The 22,375-nt window shown below is 43.9% G+C and carries 11 protein-coding genes and 1 pseudogene; 6 read left to right on the plus strand and 6 right to left on the minus strand.

Going from position 1 to position 22,375, the window contains the following annotated elements; translation table 11 throughout:
- Positions 1 to 34: 34 nt before the first annotated feature.
- The 3 genes from AB9N12_RS03180 to AB9N12_RS03190 form a co-directional block, all read right to left on the minus strand.
- The gene (locus AB9N12_RS03180) at positions 35 to 1,726 is read right to left on the minus strand and encodes a polysaccharide lyase family 1 protein (RefSeq protein ID WP_369892792.1); all 1,692 of its coding nucleotides are present in this window, start codon (positions 1,724 to 1,726) and stop codon (positions 35 to 37) included.
- A gap of 82 nt (positions 1,727 to 1,808) precedes the next feature.
- A complete protein-coding gene (locus tag AB9N12_RS03185) occupies positions 1,809 to 4,238 on the minus strand; it encodes a glycoside hydrolase family 88 protein (protein ID WP_369892793.1) in 2,430 nt (809 codons plus the stop codon).
- Positions 4,239 to 4,542: 304 nt separating this feature from the next.
- Entirely contained in the window at positions 4,543 to 5,853 is a 1,311-nt protein-coding gene (locus AB9N12_RS03190; protein WP_369889609.1) for a glycoside hydrolase family 28 protein, read from the minus strand.
- 200 nt (positions 5,854 to 6,053) lie between these two features.
- Here AB9N12_RS03190 and AB9N12_RS03195 point away from each other — a divergent pair, with 200 nt between their 5' ends.
- Complete coding sequence (locus tag AB9N12_RS03195; RefSeq protein WP_369889611.1) at positions 6,054 to 9,017, plus strand: sugar-binding domain-containing protein; 2,964 nt, start codon at positions 6,054 to 6,056, stop codon at positions 9,015 to 9,017.
- Positions 9,018 to 9,068: 51 nt separating this feature from the next.
- Here the strand turns inward: AB9N12_RS03195 and AB9N12_RS03200 are convergent, their stop codons facing one another.
- Positions 9,069 to 10,961 carry a rhamnogalacturonan lyase gene (locus tag AB9N12_RS03200; protein WP_369889613.1) on the minus strand — a complete coding sequence of 631 codons (1,893 nt, stop codon included), beginning with the start codon at positions 10,959 to 10,961 and terminating at the stop codon, positions 9,069 to 9,071.
- 244 nt (positions 10,962 to 11,205) lie between these two features.
- Between AB9N12_RS03200 and AB9N12_RS03205 the strand changes: the two genes are divergently transcribed.
- Positions 11,206 to 12,348, plus strand: coding sequence for a glycoside hydrolase family 88 protein (locus AB9N12_RS03205; protein ID WP_369889615.1), 1,143 nt, complete (start codon positions 11,206 to 11,208; stop codon positions 12,346 to 12,348).
- A 129-nt stretch (positions 12,349 to 12,477) separates the two neighbouring features.
- Positions 12,478 to 14,112: a rhamnogalacturonan acetylesterase gene (locus AB9N12_RS03210; protein ID WP_369889617.1), complete on the plus strand. Its 1,635-nt coding sequence runs from the start codon at positions 12,478 to 12,480 to the stop codon at positions 14,110 to 14,112.
- 497 nt (positions 14,113 to 14,609) lie between these two features.
- Here AB9N12_RS03210 and AB9N12_RS03215 read toward each other — a convergent pair whose 3' ends face one another.
- Together AB9N12_RS03215 and AB9N12_RS03220 are read right to left on the minus strand one after the other, a co-directional pair.
- Positions 14,610 to 15,299: an SGNH/GDSL hydrolase family protein gene (locus tag AB9N12_RS03215; protein WP_369889619.1), complete on the minus strand. Its 690-nt coding sequence runs from the start codon at positions 15,297 to 15,299 to the stop codon at positions 14,610 to 14,612.
- Positions 15,300 to 15,444: 145 nt separating this feature from the next.
- Positions 15,445 to 16,377: pseudogene (locus AB9N12_RS03220) on the minus strand (glycoside hydrolase family 43 protein); the annotation flags it as partial.
- Positions 16,378 to 16,617: 240 nt separating this feature from the next.
- On the opposite strand from AB9N12_RS03220, the gene AB9N12_RS03225 reads away from it, so the two are divergent.
- From AB9N12_RS03225 to AB9N12_RS03235, 3 genes are read left to right on the plus strand one after another with little or no spacing between them, the layout of a single operon-like run.
- Positions 16,618 to 19,494 carry a sugar-binding domain-containing protein gene (locus AB9N12_RS03225; protein WP_369889621.1) on the plus strand — a complete coding sequence of 959 codons (2,877 nt, stop codon included), beginning with the start codon at positions 16,618 to 16,620 and terminating at the stop codon, positions 19,492 to 19,494.
- Positions 19,495 to 19,548: 54 nt separating this feature from the next.
- Positions 19,549 to 20,787 (plus strand): rhamnogalacturonan acetylesterase, encoded by a 1,239-nt coding sequence (locus AB9N12_RS03230; protein WP_369889623.1) that lies wholly within the window; start codon positions 19,549 to 19,551, stop codon positions 20,785 to 20,787.
- Between the two features lie 45 nt (positions 20,788 to 20,832).
- Positions 20,833 to 22,362, plus strand: coding sequence for a glycoside hydrolase family 28 protein (locus AB9N12_RS03235; RefSeq protein WP_369889625.1), 1,530 nt, complete (start codon positions 20,833 to 20,835; stop codon positions 22,360 to 22,362).
- Positions 22,363 to 22,375: the final 13 nt, after the last annotated feature.

The raw sequence follows: 22,375 nt of genomic DNA on the forward strand, positions 1-22,375 counted from the left end.
ATTTTTATTTTCTGTATTTCAGTATTTAAAATATTCATTCACCGTACGCTTCTTTCCAAGCCTTCTCATATTCATCTGGAAATTCAAGAGAAAGAGCATAATTTTCAATCATTGTATATCCGTTCTCTGCAATCCGGACAGCATCTTTGGCATTTTTCTTATTCAGTCCCCATTTGTCCTCAAAATCATCGGGTATGCCATCGCCATCCGTGTCTGTCGGACCGGTTACACTGACTGCAAATTCAGCATTCCAAGTTTTGGCAAGAGGATATTGTGCCTCTATGTTTTGATTTCTAAAAATTGTTCCTTTAGTACCTAATGAAGTCAGCTCATCAATCATGAATTTATCTACCAGATCACGACTGGGTAAAACCGGTCCTACATTTTCAACTACCCAATGATAAGCTTCTGTAGCACTGGTCTTTATGTTGATTTCCGAATGCCGGCTATCCGGTTCACTCAAAAAGACAGGAGTAGCGCTGCAATAAGTTTTCCAATTGCCCTGATTGATTTCGAATCCATTTAATGTGCCGTCTTTATCGTCATCATAATAATTACCGACACAATAGGTATCAAAATCACCATCACCGTTACCACCAATGAAAGGTCTAGCCGGATTTGCTTGTTGATAAGTATCTGCCAAATAATCGTTATTGTTACTACTTATTCCATTATAATGATATTTTGTTTCATCATCGAACAGACTCTTGTCTGTAGTTGCTACTGGATATGCTGTGTTCACCCATGTATAAACCGGTCCTTTGATAAAATAATTATTTTCAATAACGGTGTTAGAGTGTCCGGAAGATTCCCCTCCCATATTATAAGCCGCTCCATTTCCCCAATTATAGACGACATTGTTAACGTATTGATTCAGCCCTTTTACTTTAAAATTACGGGTCTTATTATCAATTAATAGATTTCGGAAAATAGTAATTCCTTCTTCATCACTGGTTTGAATCAAACCTCCGCAAGAATGATTCTGACATCCTTGTCCTAAAATTGAATTCTGCAATGTGATGTTATAGAGACCTTCCGACTGCTTGTCATTATTGAGTGAGAAACATTCATCTGTTCCCCACGTGAAAGAACAATGGTCATAAATCTGATCATGACCGTAAGCTGCCCCTCCCGCATCTACATCGTCACCACCACTAACCTGCCGACCGACACGCATACGCAAATAACGTACAATCACGTTATCGGCATTGGTAGAAGACGTTCTGCCATTATAAAGCACGATGCCGGGAGCAGGAGCAGTCTGACAAAGAATGGTCTGATTATCTTTGAATACAAGTGCCTCTTTCTTCAAATCAATCAATCCGGACACATTGAATACTATGATTCTGTTTGACTGACTTACAGCATCTTTAAACGATCCCGCACCACTATTATTCAAATTGGTTACAACATACACTTCCCGGTTACTACTACCTCGTGCACCATCAGCGTTTCTACCGTATCCCACCGCACCCGGAAATGCCGGTGCATAATTGGTAAAAACAGGAAATGCCGGACCTGAGCTTGTATTACCGCCACTCTCTTCCTCCTCCAAAAATGAGCTGTGGGGATTAATGGCAGGATCCGCGTCCTCCTCATCTATCGGCTCTTCATCCACGCAAGCCGCTAACGACGAAAGTGAAAACAAAAAGAAATATAAAATGCTTGTCAAGCATCTCACGGCAATTGGATATGCCTTTTTTGAAAAAGCTACTGTGTTTTTCATCAACATAAATAACAATTTAAATTATTAATTTAATTAATAAATAAAATCAAACTTAAAAGGTGTACATCGTTATGGAATACACTCAATTATTCAATTCAATACACCCCATAATGAAAGGGCCTGTCGCTTTCGCATCATTATCCCTCATTTTCTCTCCGATATAATACTCAAAACTACCGTCACGATAAGGCTTACCACCTAATCCACCCACCTGGCAACATCTGGTTAATGTCAATGTTCCGTCCGCATTTGAGACTAGCAGTTTATTGCACAGCCCCTTAAAGGCTTTTTCTGCAATGGCACGATATCGGCTATCAATGTATCCCTTATTGACAGCTTTCATATAGGCATACATACATTGTGTTGTAACAGATGCTTCCGGGAAATTACCAGTACGTGAAGGTTGGTCAATCACCTGATACCACAGGCCGTTTTTATCCTGGTATTTTGAAAGCGTTTCTGCCAACTCCTTCGTCCAGTTAATCATATCAGCATAGCCTGAATGGTCTTGGGGAATATATTCCAAAGCATCTACCAAAGCCATAAACCACCAACCGATACTACGTCCCCAGAAATTAGGAGAATGACCGGTTTCCGGATCAGCCCATCGCTGACTCCGGTCCTCATTCCATGCATGATAATAAAGTCCGGTCTTGGCATCATAAGTGTGCTGATGGCAGAGAGTGAACTGCTTAACAGCCTCATCAATCCATTCCGGATGATTAAATTCAGCTCCATATCGAGCCATAAAAGGAGAGGCCATATACAACCCATCCAACCACATCTGATTAGGATATATTTTTTTATGCCAGAAACCTCCATCTGTTGTACGAGGTTGTTTCCTCAATTGATCTATCAGATTCTCGATAGCCAATTTGTATTTCTCCTTTTGGGTTTCATCGTATAAATCAAAAAGGACTTTCCCGGAGTTGATATAATCCAAATTATAGGTTTCTTTCTTGTATAAATGAATATCTCCTTTGTCGTCTACCAAAGAATCAGCCCATGCCTCTACGTAATCAAAGTATCTCCGGTCTCCTGCTTTTTTCCAGACCTGTAACATTGCGCAACAACCCACTCCCTGCGCATACCCCCAATAGAGGCGTTTTCCATGATCCAGCTGCCAAGCTTCTGGAAAACGGCGAATTTCCGAATCGGCAAACAGACGATAATAAGTGTCGGGAGCAAAAGAATCCGTACGGAAAGGAACTGCCGGGAATCCGGCTTTATTGAACAGATTCACTCTAAAGAATGTCCCATAGCCATAGCGTACAGCCACAGGTGCAGAGACATAAGCGGAAGATAGTGTGATCGAACTTCCATCAATCACGGCTTCAGCCGGATAGAACCGTGCGTCATTCCCGGCAATAAAAAATCCTTTTACCGGTTCGTTGCCGGGTGTCTGCAGGCCACCTTCCGCAAATTCAAAATCCAATGTAATTTTTCTCCCATTCACTTTCATCGATTGGTAGAGAGGACCTGAATAAACAACCTTTTTACCATATTGCTTTGCCAATGCCCAGGCTGCCAACCGTTCGCCCGGTGCAACTTTATTCCGCGGATGTATGTCTGTAGAGTCGGCTGCATCCGTCACTACTGCCATACCTATGTTTTCAAGTTCACTCAACCATGTTTTTAATTGTGCTTCACGAATACCTGCCGGTTGTTTGTAATGTGGTGCAATCTGTACAAAATAGAAAGGCATATCCGGCTGCTTCCATTCTTTTCGCCAACTATTAATCAGGTTAGTAAATACTTCCTGATATTTCTCATGGCGAACAGAGTTGGATTCTCCCTGATACCAGATATTTCCTTTTATGGTATATCCTACTATAGGAGCAATCATACCATTCCACAAAGTAGCCGGCACCTTGCACTTATCCTTTTCCCTTTTTACCTTTTCCTTGGCAAACTGTTGCAACACATCGGCATACAACGGATTGTTTTCCATCACCTTCATGCTTGTCCAAGATTCAGCATGCGTTCCGCCCCAAGTAGACTGGATTAATCCGACCGGCATCCGCAGCTCCTTATACAGTTTACGCCCAAAGACAAATCCGATGGCAGAAAAGTCTTTCAGATTCTCCGGATTACAAACCATCCACTTCCCGACGCAATCATCCTTTTCACCCTCATGGGCCAGCTGATGCTCTACGTGAAACAGACGGATTTCCGGGAAATCGGCATCTTTCATCTCTTCCGCTTCATTCAACATTCCCGTTTTCCATTTCACTTGCGGATCATGAGCTACGGGAAATTCCATATTCGACTGTCCGGTACAGAGCCAGACTTCACCTATTAGTATATTATTGATCTGAATCTTATTATCACCTTTCAATATCACAGACTGTCCGGAAGTGGCCGCCGGTGTTTGTATCATCAATTCCCAATGACCGTTTTCCGAAGCAACCACCTTATATTTCTTATGATTCCACGAAGTCTTTACCTGAATCTTCTCCCCCGGACGTGCCTTTCCCCAAAAACGCACGTTCGCATTTTGTTGAAGCACCATATTATCTGATAATATGGAGGGAAGTTGTATATCTGCATAAATTCCTAAAGGGAAAAAACAACTCAACAGCCACAGACAAAAAATAAATTTACAGAGCTTCATTGTATTTTATAAATTTAGATTTAATGTTTTACTAAGTAAGCACCTGTCAAAGATACCGCATTACATGGTAGAGTGAAAGAAAAGGTATATGGAGAATTCGACTTTCTTATGTAAATTCATGTGTATAAAACCCTTCACGCACCAATTTTGTACAATTTTACAGGCTATGTACAAATTTCCAGTCGTCCTGCCATTCTCTTTTTTAATTCACTTTAGTTATCTCAACCTTTCTTATGATGAGTGAATCGATTACATCTTCATCTATCTTCACATCCTTTTTAGCCCTGATAGCCAGATTGTCGAAACAGAAATGGGATAATTGGTACTGATTGGATTTTTCTACAGCAAAAAAGGATTCGCAATCCAGACGGATATTACGCATCGTTATATAACTGGAATATGAGATCGGCATATCTTTGCGATCTTTCAGATCATAAAATTGCGTCCATGGAGCAACAAAGATGCAATTACGAGCATTTCCTTTTATGTCTTCAACTAAGATGTACTTATACTGTTGAGGAGTATCCGGACGCATTTTCAGCCATAAAAGGCGTTTAGCCTGATCTACATTACAGTGTCGGAGAATAATATTATGATTATAGATTGACTCACTTCCACAAGTCAGCACTCCGTGACAAAACCCGAAAGTACAATCTTCAATAATAATATCACAATTACCGCCATTATCGGGATCCTGATCAGCCCAAGGTCCTTTCCCGCCTTTCAAAGCAATCGCATCATCGTTGACCGACATATAGCAACCCTTAACCAGTACATTTTTACATGCATCGATATCAATTGCATCTGTACTGGGAGCCTTTACGGGAGAAGCAGGTGAAAAGATATGTAAATCCAAAAGTTTTACGCTATCACACTTATAAATATGAGTAGTCCAAAACGGAGAGTTCACCAGTCGTACATCGGAAATCTGTATGTTATTACTGTAGGATATATGAAGCAAACGGGGACGCAATTCATCCATATTAGTACATTTAGGAATCACACGCCGCCGCAACCAGAATGATTTCCAGTATCGCTCACCGTTTCCATCAATCGTTCCTTTTCCGGAAAGAGTAAAACCATCAACCTTATCGACATTGATCAAGGCAGAAAAATATTTCAGATTCTGCCCTTCCATCCGTGTTTCTATGATAGGGAAGTTACTAATATCATCACTGCCTTTTAATACAGCCTTTGCTTCCAGATGCAGATGTGTTCCCGGTTTGAAGAAAAGTGCACCACTTAGATAAGTACCCTCCGGAATGACAACGACTCCCCCACCCTTGTCGGATGCCAAATCGATGACCGCCTGAATTTTTTCAGTTTGTAGCAGTGTACTGTCATTCACTACTCCATAATCTGTAATCAAGTATTTCTTTCCCATCAGACTGATATCAGTTTTTACATTTCTGTAAAACCAATCCGGTATAATTTTGCCATCGGGAAATCTCTCCTGACTAAATAGTTGCAGGCTACAACATACCGCCACTATTAAAATTGCTGACTTTATCATTTTCTACTGCACTTTTTTTGCAAAAGTACCGCATCTCCTCATTCACCCCAAGCTTAAGGGCATGGAGATATTGATTTTCTTATGGAGTTCCATGCAAAAGATTCAAATACTACTTATCCATATACAATATTCCATATCCGGATACAGTAATAAAGAGTATTTTTGCGAGTGAATAAGTAATAACATGATGATCGATTGCCATGAACCTTAAATTATATCTTTTGGTTTTGCTATTAACCGCGCTGCCTATTGTCTGCAATCAGGCATCCGAGCGCAAAAAATATAACTTTAACAGTGGATGGAAGCTGCAAATAGGAGACTTTCCTACAGCCAAAGATACTAAATTCGACGACAGTAGATGGAAACAAGTAACTTTGCCTCACGCTTTCAATGAGGATGAAGCATTTAAACTCTCCATCGAACAATTGACAGATACGGTGGTGTGGTATCGCAAAAGTTTCCGGATTCCGGGACTGAAAAGTAATCAGAAAGTATTTATCGAGTTCGAAGGAGTACGTCAGCGTGGAGACTTCTATCTCAACGGTCATAATCTGGGCAAACACGAAAATGGCGTAATGGCAGTAGGATTCGACCTGACTCCGTATATGAAGGAGGGTGAAAACATCATTGCCGTCCGCACCGATAACAACTGGATGTACAAAGAAGAGGGTACCCACTCCGGATTTCAGTGGAACGACCGCAATTTCAATGCCAACTATGGCGGTATCCCCAAAAATGTATTTCTGCACGTTACCGATAATGTATATCAAACCCTTCCCTTATACAGTAACCTGAAGACAACAGGAGTCTATGTGTATGCCAAAGATTTCGATATAAAAGGGCATAAAGCAACCGTTCATGCAGAATCAGAAGTCAGAAACGACGGTAAATCTCCCCGCCGGTTCAGTTATCAGGTGACTGTACTTGATGCCGACGGCAAACGATTGAAAACTTTCCAAGGTGATAATGTGACTTTGCAAGCCGGAGAGACTAAAACGGTAAAAGCATCCGCCATCATCCATAATCTTCATTTCTGGAGTTGGGGATACGGTTACCTGTATACGGTAAAGACAGCCTTGAAAGATGACAACAATCAGATATTCGATGAAGTCAGCACCCGCACCGGATTTCGTAAAACACGTTTTACCGAAGGGAAAATAGAATTGAACGACCGTGTTATCCAAATGAAGGGATATGCACAACGTTCCAGTAACGAATGGCCGGCAGTGGGGATGTCCATACCGGCTTGGTTGAGCGACTTCTCTAATGGGCTGATGGTGAAAGGAAATGCAAACCTGGTTCGTTGGATGCACGTCACTCCATGGAAACAAGATGTAGAATCTTGCGACCGCGTAGGTCTGATACAGGCAATGCCTGCCGGAGATGCGGAGAAAGACCGTGAAGGACGCCAATGGGAACAACGGGTGAAACTGATGCGCGATGCAATCATTTACAACCGCAACAACCCGAGTATCTTGTTCTACGAATGTGGCAACAAAGCTATCAGCCGCAAACACATGATAGAGATGAAAGCTGTCCGTAACCAATACGATCCATTCGGCGGACGCGCTATCGGCGCACGTGAAATGTTGGATATTCGTGAAGCGGAATACGGTGGTGAGATGCTGTATATCAACCGAAGTGAGCATCATCCGATGTGGGCTACCGAATATTGCCGCGACGAAGGTTTAAGAAAATACTGGGACGAATACAGCTATCCTTTCCATAAAGAAGGTGACGGTCCGCTCTATAAAGGTAAACCGGCTACTGATTATAACCGTAACCAAGATGAACTTGCCATTACCATGATAGCCCGCTGGTATGATTATTGGCGTGAGCGTCCCGGAACAGGCAACAGAGTCAGCTCCGGTGGTACTAAAATTATCTTCTCTGACACCAACACCCACTACCGAGGAGCGGAGAACTATCGCAGAAGTGGAGTGACAGATGCGATGCGTATTGAGAAAGACGCCTTCTATGCACATCAGGTGATGTGGAACGGATGGGTAGATACAGAAGAAGACCGGACCTACATTATCGGGCACTGGAATTATCCTGAGAATACGGTAAAACCCATCCATGTGGTGTCTACCGGGGAAGAAGTGGAACTCTTCCTGAATGGCCAATCTCTGGGTAAAGGCAAACGCCGATACAATTTCCTCTTTACTTTTGATAACGTAACATTCAAACCGGGCAAACTGGAAGCAATCAGCTATAATCAAACAGGAAAAGAAATCAGCCGCTACGCTATACATACAGTCGGTGAACCAGCCAAGCTGAAACTTACCGCTATTCAAAATCCTGAAGGATTCCATGCAGATGGCGCAGACATGGCTTTAATACAGGTGGAGGTGGTGGATAAAGACGGGAAACGTTGTCCGCTGGATAATCGTACGGTTCAATTCACACTCAACGGTCAAGCAGAATGGCGTGGAGGGATTGCCCAAGGTGAAAACAATCATATCCTCGACACCAAACTTCCGGTAGAATGTGGCATCAACCGTGTACTGATCCGCAGCACAACCACTGCCGGAAAAGTAACTCTAACAGCACAGGCCAAGGGACTACCTGCCGCCACACTCGCATTGGAAACAGTGCCTGTGGAAGTTACTGAAGGCTTGAGTACTTATCTCCCGCAGGCGACTTTAAAAGGAAAACTGGACAGAGGTGAGACTCCCTCTACCCCTTCTTACCAAGATAGCAAAAAAGGGGTACGCATCGTTTCTGCAAAAGCCGGTTCCAATAACGGTGACGCTGAAAAAAGCTATGATGACATCGAACTGACGGAATGGAAAAATGACGGTAAGTTGAGCACGGCCTGGATTGCTTATACACTGGAAAGAGAGGCCGTAATAGATGATATATGTATCAAACTGCAAGGGTGGCGTTCACGCAGTTATCCATTGGAAGTATATGCCGGAGACACCCTGATCTGGAACGGAAATACAGATAAGAGTCTGGGGTATATTCATCTCAATGTAGAAAAACCGGTACGTGCCGACACAATTACCATTCGTCTGAAAGGGAATGCCAGTGACAAGGATGCTTTCGGACAGATCGTTGAAGTCGAAGCCCAGGCTGCCAACCCGATGGAGCTCGAAAAGAGCCGTAGCAAAAACCAGTTGAGAATCATCGAAGTAGAATTTCTTGAGACAATCAAATAAACAGTTACTCCTTAAAAGGTCATCAGTCAAACGTTCAGTTCTCGTCCGTACCTACTGCAGGAAATGAGGATCTGCGGCTATCTCTCGAGTAGCAAACTTATAAGTAGTCACCCCAATTTTACATCCTCTGAATACAGTTCCCTGAAGTTCCGGTCCGAAATAAAATCTGGGCTGTGTAGGCTGATTATAAGCTACATTCTGGGTAGCGATACTGATACGATAAATCGGATCTTCGAGAAAAGTATGAAAACGATAGTCGGTAGGAACAGTGGAGACATAAAGCCGTAAAGCCGTATTATCAGCTGTACGCATCAATACCTCTTCGCGCCAGTCACCTATCATATCTCCCTGAAGAGAAGGATTCGCTTTGGTTCCGTTATTGGAAAGGGTTCCCTCAAAAATGGCAATGTGCTCACAAACTCCTTTTTCCCAATTATATTTGCTGACCCTATTTCTATCCAGCAATTCACGCAACAAATCCCCATCCCACCAGACAGCCATATTACAGGATAAACCCCTTACCCGGTCTTTTACCACTTCTCCTTTCACATTCCTCACTCCTCCGGAAGCAACAGACCACATTTCAACGCCCGGTTGAGTCGGGTCAATATCAGCTGCCATGCAACGCCCCACATCCGTAGTATCTTTAATCTGAAATAGAACTTCTCCGGTAGCTGCATCCCGATAGGTAGAACCATCACGTTTATTTTCATGGCAATCCCATACTTGCAGCCCTTTACGGGAGGGGTCGAAATGAGTCAGGTGAATGGCATCACCGTGTCCCATTTTCGTGGTGTAGAGTCTTTTACCGTTATGGTCTATGGCGCATGAACCGTAAATGATCTCATCACATCCGTCACCGTCCACGTCACCTACTCTCAGGTTATGGTTTCCTTGGCCGGCATACTCTCCACAACCGCGATTATTACTGTCGAATACCCAACGTTGTTTCAGTTCCTTTCCATCCCAGTCAAAGGCAGCCAAGACAGTACGTGTATAATATCCGCGACACATCACTACGCTTGGGTGTATACCGTCGAGATAGGCAACGCAAGCCAGAAAACGGTCGCAGCGATTACCACGCCTGTCTCCCCAACTCATCCAGTCTCCTCTCTCGGGCACATAATCAATTGTTTGCATCGCTTCTCCTGTCAACCCGTTGAAGAGTGTCAGATATTCCGGTCCGATCAGGATACGTCCTTGTTCATTCCGATAGTCAGCTTGCGCATCCCCGATCACTTTTCCTGTTCCATCCACCGTTCCGTCCGCAGTCTTCATCACAACTTCCGCTTTACCGTCACCATCCAAATCATAAACCATAAACTGGGTATAGTGCGCACCGGCACGAATGTTACGTCCCAGATGAATACGCCATAGCTGCCGACCGTTCAATTTATAACAATCCAGAATCACCGGACCCGTATAACCGTCGTGTGAATTATCATGTGCATTACTCGGGTCCCATTTCAGAACAATCTCATATTCGCCATCACCGTCCACATCACCGATACTGGCATCATTCGGAGCATAAAAATAATGTTGTCCTGCCGGAGTTGTACCATCCTCAGGGCGGTTCAACGGAATATTCAGATAACCCGACGGGGCATTTGCCGGCAGTTGATAGCTACTTTCCGTTTTTCCTTCCCTTGCCTTTACGGTATAAAGTACAGGTTCTGTCCCCGCATAGGTATCCTGAAAGAAAGTGGCATCCTTCAACGGGTGTTTATTGATCTTTTCATCGTTCCTATAAATATCAAAAGCTTCATTCATCGGGTCGGAAGACAAATAACGCCAGGAAACAACAACAGTAGACGGATTCTCGCGGATAGCAATGACACCACGTCCCAGACGTTCGCGTTTCAACTTCGAAAAGTCATAGTTTGGCTGCGCTATCAAGGAGATAGTTGTCAGACAGAAACTAAAAAGAAGATTTATGCACTTCATCGTTTTATTAATTACCAAATTACAACACAAAAATAAAAGACGCAGTCCATTGATAAAATAGAATATTGTACATATACATGTAGAAATTATCATAAAACAGACTCTTAGTACTATTTTCTGCCTTCTCGTGAACAAAAATAAAGATATTTGCACGAAAATCCATTGAAAAAGAAAGGAACGCTTCTTATCTTTGCGATAGAAATTATTATTAAACAGCAAATTAATAAAACAGAACGATTGTATCATGAAGAAAACACTATCCTTACTCTTTACAGGATTACTTCTTTCTTGTCTGATACCCGCCCATACGGTCGCAGCACAAGAACTCCCGACACCAAAAGAAACCTTAGAGAATATCACAAAGGTGAATGACTACTTTATGAAAAAGTATGCTGATTACACCACTCCCAGTTTTTACGGTCGTGTACGTCCCAGCAATATCTGGACGCGTGGTGTGTACTACGAAGGATTGATGGCTCTCTATTCTATTTATCCGCGTGAGGATTATTACCAATATGCCTACAACTGGGCTGACTTCCACCAATGGGGAATGCGCAACGGTAACACGACCCGTAATGCAGACGATCATTGTTGCGGGCAAACTTACATCGACTTATACAATATCTGCCCGTCGGACCCGAATATGATCCGGAATATCAAAGCAAGCATCGATATGGTCGTGAATACACCGCAGGTGAACGACTGGTGGTGGATTGATGCCATACAGATGGCAATGCCTATCTTCGCTAAATTAGGTAAGATGACCGGAGAACAGAAATACTACGATAAGATGTGGGATATGTACTATTACACACGCAGCCAACACGATGAAACGGGTATGTTCAATCCTAAAGACGGTCTGTGGTGGCGCGATCAGGATTTTAATCCCCCATATAAAGAGCCGAATGGCGAAGATTGTTATTGGAGTCGCGGTAACGGATGGGTATATGCAGCTTTGGTACGTGTATTGGATGAAATTCCTTCTGACGAGAAACACCGTCAGGACTATATCAACGATTTCCTGACCATGAGCAAGGCTTTGAAGCAATGTCAGCGTGAAGACGGTTTCTGGAATGTCAGTCTTCACGACCCGACAAACTTTGGAGGGAAAGAGACTTCCGGTACAGCTTTATTTGTTTATGGCATGGCTTGGGGAGTCCGCAACGGATTACTCGATCGTAAAGAGTATCTCCCCGTCCTGCTGAAAGCATGGAACGCGATGGTGAAAGATGCCGTACATCCGAACGGATTTCTGGGATATGTGCAGGGAACAGGCAAGGAGCCTAAAGACGGACAGCCGGTTACTTACAAGAGTATACCCGATTATGAAGACTATGGAGTCGGTTGTTTCCTGCTTGCCGGAACAGAAGTTTATAAATTAAAATAACACACACGGTTTTCTCATTAGGTTTAAAGATAATCATTCATTAGGTTTTGTTAGAGGTTAGTTAGTAGTTAGCTCCCTCACTGACTGTTTAGACACTGGTCAGTGAGGGATTTGAAAGAAAGCAGACTCATGAAAAACAGATTATTCCCATATATATGTTGGCTGACAGCCATTACATTCAGTTTGCCGCTGCAAGCGCAAAATAAAGTTTCCACTCCCATGGCAGATGTCAATCAGGTGATTGACAACACGCTGGATAGCTTGAATAAGGCACGTACCTCGCGACCGGAAGCCGGTTCCAGCCGGAAAGGTAACAACCCGGTTCTGTTTCTGGTAGGTAACTCTACCATGCGTACCGGAACTTTAGGAAACGGCAACAACGGACAATGGGGATGGGGCTATTATGCCGGTGATTATTTCGACTCCAACCGGATTACTGTAGAGAATCATGCGTTGGGAGGCACCAGCAGCCGTACCTTCTACAACCGTCTTTGGCCGGATGTAATCAAAGGAGTACGCCCCGGAGACTGGGTAATCATCGAATTGGGACACAATGACAACGGTCCTTATGACAGCGGACGTGCCCGCGCCTCTATTCCGGGAATCGGCAAAGATACACTGAATGTAACCATCAAAGAAACCGGAGTGAAAGAGACCGTATATACATACGGGGAATATATGCGCCGTTTTATCCGGGATATAAAAGCCAAAGGCGCTCATCCCATCCTATTCTCGCTTACTCCCCGCAATGCCTGGGAAGACAAAGACAGCACCATCATCACACGTGTCAACCAAACTTTCGGATTGTGGGCAAAGCAAGTGGCCGAAGAACAGCAGGTTCCCTTTATTGATTTGAATGATATCAGCGCCCGCAAATTCGAAAAATTCGGCAAGAATAAAGTGAAATATATGTTCTACATCGACCGCATACACACAAGTGCTTTCGGTGCTAAAGTCAATGCGGAATCAGCTGCGGACGGAATACGTGCTTATGAGGGACTGGGATTGGCCGATTATCTAAAGCCCCTTGAGAAGGATACTGTGACAGGTTCCAGCCGTAAAGATGGACGTCCGGTATTGTTTACCATCGGCGACAGTACAGTCCGGAATGAAGATAAAGACAAAAACGGTATGTGGGGCTGGGGAAGCGTAATTGCCGATGAGTTCAATCTGGATAAAATTTCGGTAGAGAACCGCGCCATGGCAGGACGCAGTGCCCGCACTTTCCTGGACGAAGGTCGTTGGGATAAGGTTTATAATGCCTTGCAACCGGGAGATTTTGTGCTGATCCAGTTCGGACATAATGATGCGGGAGACATTAATATAGGCAAAGCCCGTGCCGAATTGCGTGGTTCCGGTGACGAGAGCAAAGTCTTTTTGATGGAGAAAACAAGGAAATATCAGGTGATTTATACATTCGGCTGGTATCTTCGGAAATTCATTATGGACGCTCAGGAGAAAGGAGCTGTTCCTATCGTTCTAAGCCATACGCCACGCAACAAATGGAAAGATGGAAAGATAGAACGTAATACCGAGTCTTTCGGCAAGTGGACACGTGAAGCTGCGGAAGCTACGGGAGCTTATTTCATCGACCTGAATAAGATCAGTGCCGATAAACTGGAAAAGATGGGTATCAAGAAAGCGGCAACTTTCTATAATCATGATCATACGCACACTTCTCTGAAGGGGGCACACATGAATGCGAAAAGCATTGCCGAGGGACTGAAAAGTACGGATTGCCCATTGAAAGAGTATCTGAAATAATCATGCAATATGATTTCACAGATATAGAATGTTTTACCTATATCAGAGATATATTCATTCCCTCTACAGATCTATCTCCTTCACCTTTCTTCTAAACAACCGATAAACAGGGTGTTCACGGGTGAAAAGGGACATCTCCATCACGGCATTCATTCCAACTCTCTCCCTGTTGTTTTCGTCAATTTCTCTTTCAACCTATCACCATCGTCCTGAAACTCTTTATCCATCGTATTTACAGAGCGGTGATAGGTTGCTGTTAACCTATCACCTCATCTGTCACCTATCACCGCCTATTTTCTGAAAGCCCGATTTGTTTCAAGATGTTTCAATTGCTTGAAACACTTTGTTCCAAGGCGCTGAACACTTTGTTTCAATACGGTGGAACACTTTGTTTCAACACGCTGAACACTTTGTTTCAACACGCTGAACACTTTGTTCCAAGCCGCTGAACACTCTGTTTCACGTAATTGGCAATGTCATTTCTTACATTTCCGTTGTCATTTCGTCTTCTTCCTCATAAACATCTCAATCTGATCGCTAATCTGCTCCATCCCCTTTATCGAAGGATGACCACTTTTTTTGTCAATATCATGCAGTTCTATACAATCGATATTATAATGATTACAGATAGCTCTGACCGACTCATTAAACTCTTCCTTTAAGTCAGAATTCAGCAAAAAGTAGATTTCAACATTAGGATAACGGTCAATCATGTGGTCGAGCATGTATGCCATGGCCGGACGGAATGTATATAAATCTTCCTTTGTCCACCCTTCATACTTGTAATCCCCCAGCGGTGAACCGGCCCAACAATCATTCGTTGCACCGAAAATAAAGATGATATCCGGACATCCCAACTTCCCCATACGGGTAATAAAAGATCGGTCCGAGTAATCAGCCTGATTATAACCGGTATTACAAATGGTCGCACCAGAAAATGAATTGTTGATGCAAAGGCGGTAGTTATTCTCTTTGATGAATTTATGCCACCAAGTCTGTTTTACGGAAGTTACGTCCGTTTGCTCCCGCTGAGAAGCATAATACCAAATGCTATTGGTATCGGGTTGCAGGTATCCTTCAAATGTTGAATACGAATCGCCTAAAATAGATATAGATTTCAGGCTTTGGGCAAAGCTGATACTGCTATATAAAGAGATTAGCAGTAATAAATAAAAGGATTTCTTCATCTTAGCATAAAGTTTTCAAATTTGCAGCTAAGATACTACATTGTACTAAAATTATAGCATGAATTTTTCTACAACTTTCAGAAAAGGGTTATTTTCCTTTCCTATCATAAGTCTCAAAATCTGATGATGTTAAGCTGGGACTTTTTAGTGCCTCCACAACAGAAGCATCCACAGCAAACGCTGTTCCATGACGGATGCCCCTCGGGAAAGAGACCTGACCGGACACATCTTCCCATGTTTCACCATGATCCAAAGAACGAACAGCGCCATAGCGATGGTCACGGTATTTATCAAAATAGACATAAAGCGTATCACCCACAAAAAGAGGTGCCGGACCTTCCGCCCAATATTTTCCCGTAATGGGTGCCGATACTTGGGTCGGAAATCCTTTTTCTATCTTCTTCGTACGCGTCACACGCAAATTCTTCTCCGGCGGATTGGAATTTTCATTCTTGACTACCATGATCAGATCCTCCCGCTTCGGATCTTTCACAATAGCGGCATCAATCACACTGAAATCGGGATTGAAGAACATCTTCGTCTTCGAGAAAGTACGAAAGTCTTTCGTTGTTACATAATAAATACGATGATTCAGTCCTTTCTCACTTTCACTGGTGACCACTTCTTTGTGACGACCGGGAATCGTGGTTGCCCAGAAGATATAATAGGTCTGTGAAGGTTCGTCATAAAACAGTTCGGGAGCCCAACAGTTATGTGCATCCGGCTCGTGCATCATCACAGGAATTGCTTGTTGCTCACTCCAATGAACCAAATCGCGGGAAGAGGCATATCCGATAATCCGGTCTGTCCAACTGGAAGTCCAGACCAGGTGGAAAGTTCCGTCCGGCGACCGGCAAATGCTGGGGTCACGCATCAATTTATCTTTACCAACCGCAGGGGTCAGATAAGAACGTCCGCCGTGTAAAGGCAACCAGTTCAATCCATCATAACTATATGCTAAATGCAGTCCGTCTTTACTGTCATTGATAAAATAAGAAAAAAGATAAGCTGTTTCACCGGCAAAGATTGTCATCACCGACCAAAGACTTAGAACTATCCAGATTACTACTTTTTTCATGCTTCTTTATCAAGATTAAAAAGTTTACCTTGCAAAGGTAAAGCATCCCCACCTCTCCTCAAAGACAAAGAGCATGGACAATATTTCAAATCCATGTAGTTTTGTACACGAACACTTCTATAAATCCCTTTTTGATACAATATTCTATGTATCTGTACATCTTTCTATTTACCAAACCCTTAAAAAGCGCTACTTTAGCGGCAGATTAAAAAAATGAGAAACATATCAATTCTATATATCATGAAACGACTTTTAGTAAGTATGGCTATCGTATTTACCTCCATACTGACCGTAGCGGGGCAAAATCACTCTTTCAGTTTATCCGGCAAATGGAATTTCCAAATAGACCGGGAAGATATCGGTGTCAGGGAACAATGGTTCAAAAAATCCCTTGACGATTCTATCAATCTGCCCGGATCCATGCCCGAGAGACTGAAAGGAGACGAGGTGACCGTCCGTACCCAATGGACCGGAAGCCTCTACGACAGTTCTTACTACTTTAATCCATATATGGAAAAATACAGGATAGAGGGACAAGTGAAACTCCCCTTCTTTCTGACTCCCAACAAACATTATGTAGGTGTGGCCTGGTATCAAAAGAAAGTGACAATCCCGACTGACTGGAAAGGGGAAAGAATCACTCTTTTTCTGGAACGTCCGCACATCGAGACCACCGTATGGGTAAACCAACAGGAGATTGGCAGGCAAAACAGCCTTTGTGTTCCCCATATCTATGACCTGACTGCGGCAGCCACCCCCGGAAAAACGTATCTGATTACCATCCGTATCGATAATCGAATCAAGGAAATCAACGTAGGTCCGGATTCTCACAGCATCACCGACCAGACACAAGGAAACTGGAACGGTATCGTCGGACGAATCGAATTACAAGCTACTCCCAAAGTTCATTTAGAAGATATTCAGGTATATCCCGATTTGAACAATCAGAAAGCATTGGTTCGCATGAATATACGGTCTGCCTCTTCCACCAAGGGAGAGATCACCCTCTCTGCCGAGAGCTTTAACACGGACATTCGGCACAAAGTGTCTCCCATTCAACAAAGTTTCAACATCCGTCCGGGAGATAATCCGGTGGAAATGGAACTTCCGATGGGGAAAGAGTTTCTGACATGGGATGAATTCAGCCCGGCACTTTATAAGCTGACGGCAAAACTGACTAACGGCAAACAAACTGACATACAACAAGTACAGTTCGGTATGCGTAGTTTCAAGATAGAAGGGAAATGGTTCTATGTGAACGGCCGCAAGACCATGCTTCGTGGTACGGTAGAGAACTGCGATTTCCCATTGACAGGCTATGCACCAATGGATGTAGCTTCTTGGGAACGAGTATTCCGCATTTGCCGCAGCTACGGCTTGAATCATATGCGCTTCCACTCTTTCTGTCCACCGGAGGCAGCTTTCATTGCTGCCGACCTTGTCGGTTTCTATTTGCAACCGGAAGGACCGAGCTGGCCGAACCACGGTCCGAAACTGGGTAACGGACAACCGATTGACAAATACCTGATGGACGAAACCATTGCACTGACAAAGGAATATGGGAATTATGCTTCTTACTGCATGCTGGCATGCGGCAATGAGCCTTCCGGTCGCTGGGTGGCATGGGTCAGCAAGTTCGTGGATTATTGGAAAGCGACCGATCCGCGTCGTGTATACACAGGAGCCTCCGTTGGAAACAGCTGGCAATGGCAGCCTCACAATGAGTATCATGTGAAAGCCGGTGCACGCGGATTAAGTTGGGCAAATACGCAACCGGAAAGTGAATCGGATTATCGTGCAAGGATCGACACGGTGAAACAACCGTATGTATCACACGAAACAGGTCAATGGTGTGTATTCCCGAATTTCAATGAAATCCGCAAATATACGGGAGTCAACAAAGCGAAGAACTTTGAAATCTTCCGGGACATTCTGAACGATAACCACATGGGAAGCCAAAGTCACGATTTTATGATGGCTTCGGGCAAATTGCAGGCACTCTGCTACAAACATGAGATTGAAAAGACCTTGCGTACTCCTGACTATGCAGGATTCCAGCTGCTGGCTCTCAATGATTATTCCGGTCAAGGGAGTGCATTAGTCGGTGTACTGGATGTGTTCTTTGAAGAAAAAGGGTATATCAATGCTGAGCAGTTCAGACGTTTTTGCAGTCCGACCGTACCTTTGGCACGTATTCCTAAATTTGTATATGCCAACAATGAAACATTCCATGCCGACATCGAAATATCTCATTTCGGAGCTGCTCCCTTGAAAAACGCGAAAACAGTTTATACCATTAAAGATAAATTCGGAAAGGTATATACTCATGGCACTGTCGGCACCCATCACATTCCCATCGGTAATCTTTATTCTTTGGGTAGTATAGATGTACCTTTGGAAGCAATCGATACACCGCAAAAACTAAATCTGGAAGTGCGTATCGAAGGCAGTAATGCCGTAAACGACTGGGATTTCTGGGTATATCCGGCGCAGGTGGAACTGGTACAAGGAACAGTATATACTACCGACACCTTGGACGCCAAGGCATTGGCAGTGTTACAAGACGGAGGAAATGTACTGATTACAGCTGCCGGAAAGATACAATACGGCAAGGAAGTCAAACAATATTTCACTCCCGTATTTTGGAATACTTCCTGGTTCAAGATGCGTCCGCCGCACACAACGGGTATTTTCCTGAATGAATATCATCCTCTTTTCCGTGAATTTCCTACTGAGTATCATAGTAACTTACAATGGTGGGAACTGCTGAACAAAGCACAGGTAATGCAATTCACTGACTTCCCGGCAGAATTCCAACCTACGATTCAAAGCATTGATACCTGGTTTATCAGCCGGAAAATCGGCATGTTGTTCGAAGCAAAGGTCTTGAATGGCAAACTGATGATGACCAGTATGGATATTACCTCCCAACCGGAAAAACGGATTGTGGCCCGCCAGATGCACAAAGCAATCCTGGATTATATGAATTCGGATGCTTTTCGTCCGGCAGAAAAGATTGCTCCGGAGCTGATTCAGGCATTATTCACTAAAGTAGCAGGAAATGTGAAATCTTATACCAAAGATTCGCCTGACGAACTCAAACCGAAAATGAACTGAATGGGAAATGATCAGGCACGGATTCCATAAACAATATATATTCATATTATTTACATGAAAACGAATCTCATAGGCTTGCTACTTTTAGCAATGACAACTATCAATGCACAGGAGAAAGCCCAAACATACCAACTGACAGATGCACCTCGTTATAGTGAAGAAACGGAATACGGGTATGATCTCGTCGCTACTCCCTCCAAAGGAAGCAAAACACCTTTCTTCTTTTCCGTCCGCGTTCCGGACGGGAACTACAAAGTAACCGTACGTCTGGGAAGTAAAAAACAGGCAGGAGCCACGACCGTAAGAGGCGAGTCACGCCGACTGTTTGTTGATAATCTCCACACTAAAAAGGGAGAATTCGTAGATGAAACATTTATCATCAACAAACGTAATCCCCGCATTTCCGAAAAAGAATCCGTACGTATCAAACCGCGCGAAAAGGGCAAACTGAACTGGGACGATAAACTGACGCTGGAATTTAACGGTGATGCCCCCGTATGCCAGAGTATTAGTATCGAACCTGCCGATCCGTCGGTGATTACCGTTTTTCTATGCGGTAACAGTACCGTAGTCGATCAGGACAATGAACCGTGGGCGAGTTGGGGACAAATGATTCCTCATTTCTTCAGCACGGACGTTTGTATCGCCAATTATGCGGAATCAGGCGAATCCGCCAATACTTTTATTGCCGCAAGACGTTTGAAAAAAGCATTGAGCCAGATAAAGAAAGGAGATTATCTTTTCATGGAATTCGGACATAATGACCAAAAGCAGAAAGGACCGGGCAAAGGAGCTTATTACTCTTTTATGACCAGCCTGAAAACATTTATTGATGAAGCCCGTGCACGGGGAGCACACCCCGTACTGGTCACTCCCACCCAACGCCGGAGTTTCGATGCCACCGGACATATCCGTGACACACACGAAGATTATCCGGAAGCAATGCGCTGGTTGGCTGCCAAAGAAAACGTTCCGTTGATCGACCTCAACGAAATGACCCGCACACTTTATGAAGCACTGGGACCGGAAACGTCCAAACGTGCTTTCGTGCATTATCCGGCAGGCACTTATCCGGAACAAACCAAAGATTTTGCCGATAACACCCACTTTAATCCTTACGGAGCCTATCAAATAGCCCAATGTGTGATTGAAGGAATGAAGAAAGCAGTACCTGAACTGGCGAAACATTTGAAAATAGATCCGGTATATAACCCGGCACAGCCGGACGATGTGAATGCTTTCCATTGGAACGAATCACCATTCACGGAAATAGAGAAACCGGACGGCAATTAAAAGAATAACCTGTATCGTTTTGAGCAACTTAAATATTACTATTTTATGAAAAGTAAAAGCATCCTTCCCCTACTCTTGGCAGGTACCTTTCTTATAGCATGTACTCCGCCCAAACAGGCTGAAAACAACAGTTTCGAATGGGGACAGGTTCCGCAGCAACCGAATCTGTCGTGGGCCGATAGCGTAGGTAGTAGGCAAACTCCTGAAAACAATCTTGTTTTATCCGCTAATTCTTTTGGCGCAGTAGCAGACAGCACGGTGCTTAGCACAGAATCCATCCAAAAAGCCATTGACAGTTGTGCTGTCAGCGGAGGAGGAACAGTGGTTCTTCAGCCGGGGTATTACCAGACAGGAGCACTGTTCGTAAAAAGCGGTGTCAATCTGCAACTGGATAAAGGAGTGACCTTGCTGGCAAGTCCATCTATTCATCATTATCCCGAATTTCGTTCGAGGATTGCGGGAATCGAGATGACATGGCCGGCGGCAGTCATCAACATTGTCAATGAAAAGAACGCTTCTGTCAGTGGAGAAGGAACGCTGGACTGTCGGGGAAAAGTGTTCTGGGATAAATACTGGGAAATGCGGAAAGAATATGAAGCAAAAGGATTGCGCTGGATTGTGGATTACGACTGCAAACGGGTGCGGGGTATCCTCGTGAAAAACAGCTCGGACATCACACTGAAGGGATTTACCCTGATGCGTACCGGTTTTTGGGGATGCCAGATTCTCTATTCCGATTATTGCACCATAGACGCACTGACCATCAATAACAATATAGGCGGGCATGGTCCGAGTACAGACGGCATCGACATTGATTCTTCACGTAATATTCTGATCGAGAACTGTGATATAGACTGTAATGATGATAATATCTGCATCAAATCGGGACGGGATGCGGACGGTCTGCGGGTGAACCTTCCTACGGAAAATGTAGTCATACGCAATTGCATCGCCCGCAAAGGTGCCGGACTGATTACCTGCGGAAGCGAAACTTCCGGCGGCATACGGAATATATTGGGATATCATTTGGAAGCCATCGGTACCTCGGCCGTACTACGGCTGAAAAGTGCCATGAACCGTGGAGGGACGATTGAAAACATTTATATGACTGAAGTAAAAGCGACAAACGTCCGTCACGTGCTGGCGGCAGACTTGAACTGGAATCCCAGTTATAGTTACAGCACTTTACCCAAAGAGTATGAAGGGAAAGAAATCCCGGAACACTGGAAAATCATGTTGACTCCGGTCACACCTCCCGAAAAAGGCCATCCACATTTCCGCAACGTTTATGTATCAAAGATAAAAGCAGAAAATGTGAACGAATTTATCTCTGCCTCGGGTTGGAATGATTCGTTGCGTCTGGAAAATTTCTATCTTTATGCCATCGAAGCGCAGACCGATAAACCGGGTAGAATCAGCTATACGAAGAATTTCAATTTGTCTGAAATCACATTAGAAACAGAAGGAAAGAGTGTCATTGAACAAAAAGAGAATGAACAAAGTAATATCCACATCAATTATATTAAGCCCTCTCCCGACCATCGCACTGCCGGGGATATCAAAGGAGGTTACTGATGATGCAGAAAAC

Origin of the sequence: Bacteroides sp. AN502(2024), assembly GCF_041227145.1 — a bacterium.
Taxonomy (GTDB): Bacteria; Bacteroidota; Bacteroidia; order Bacteroidales; family Bacteroidaceae; genus Bacteroides.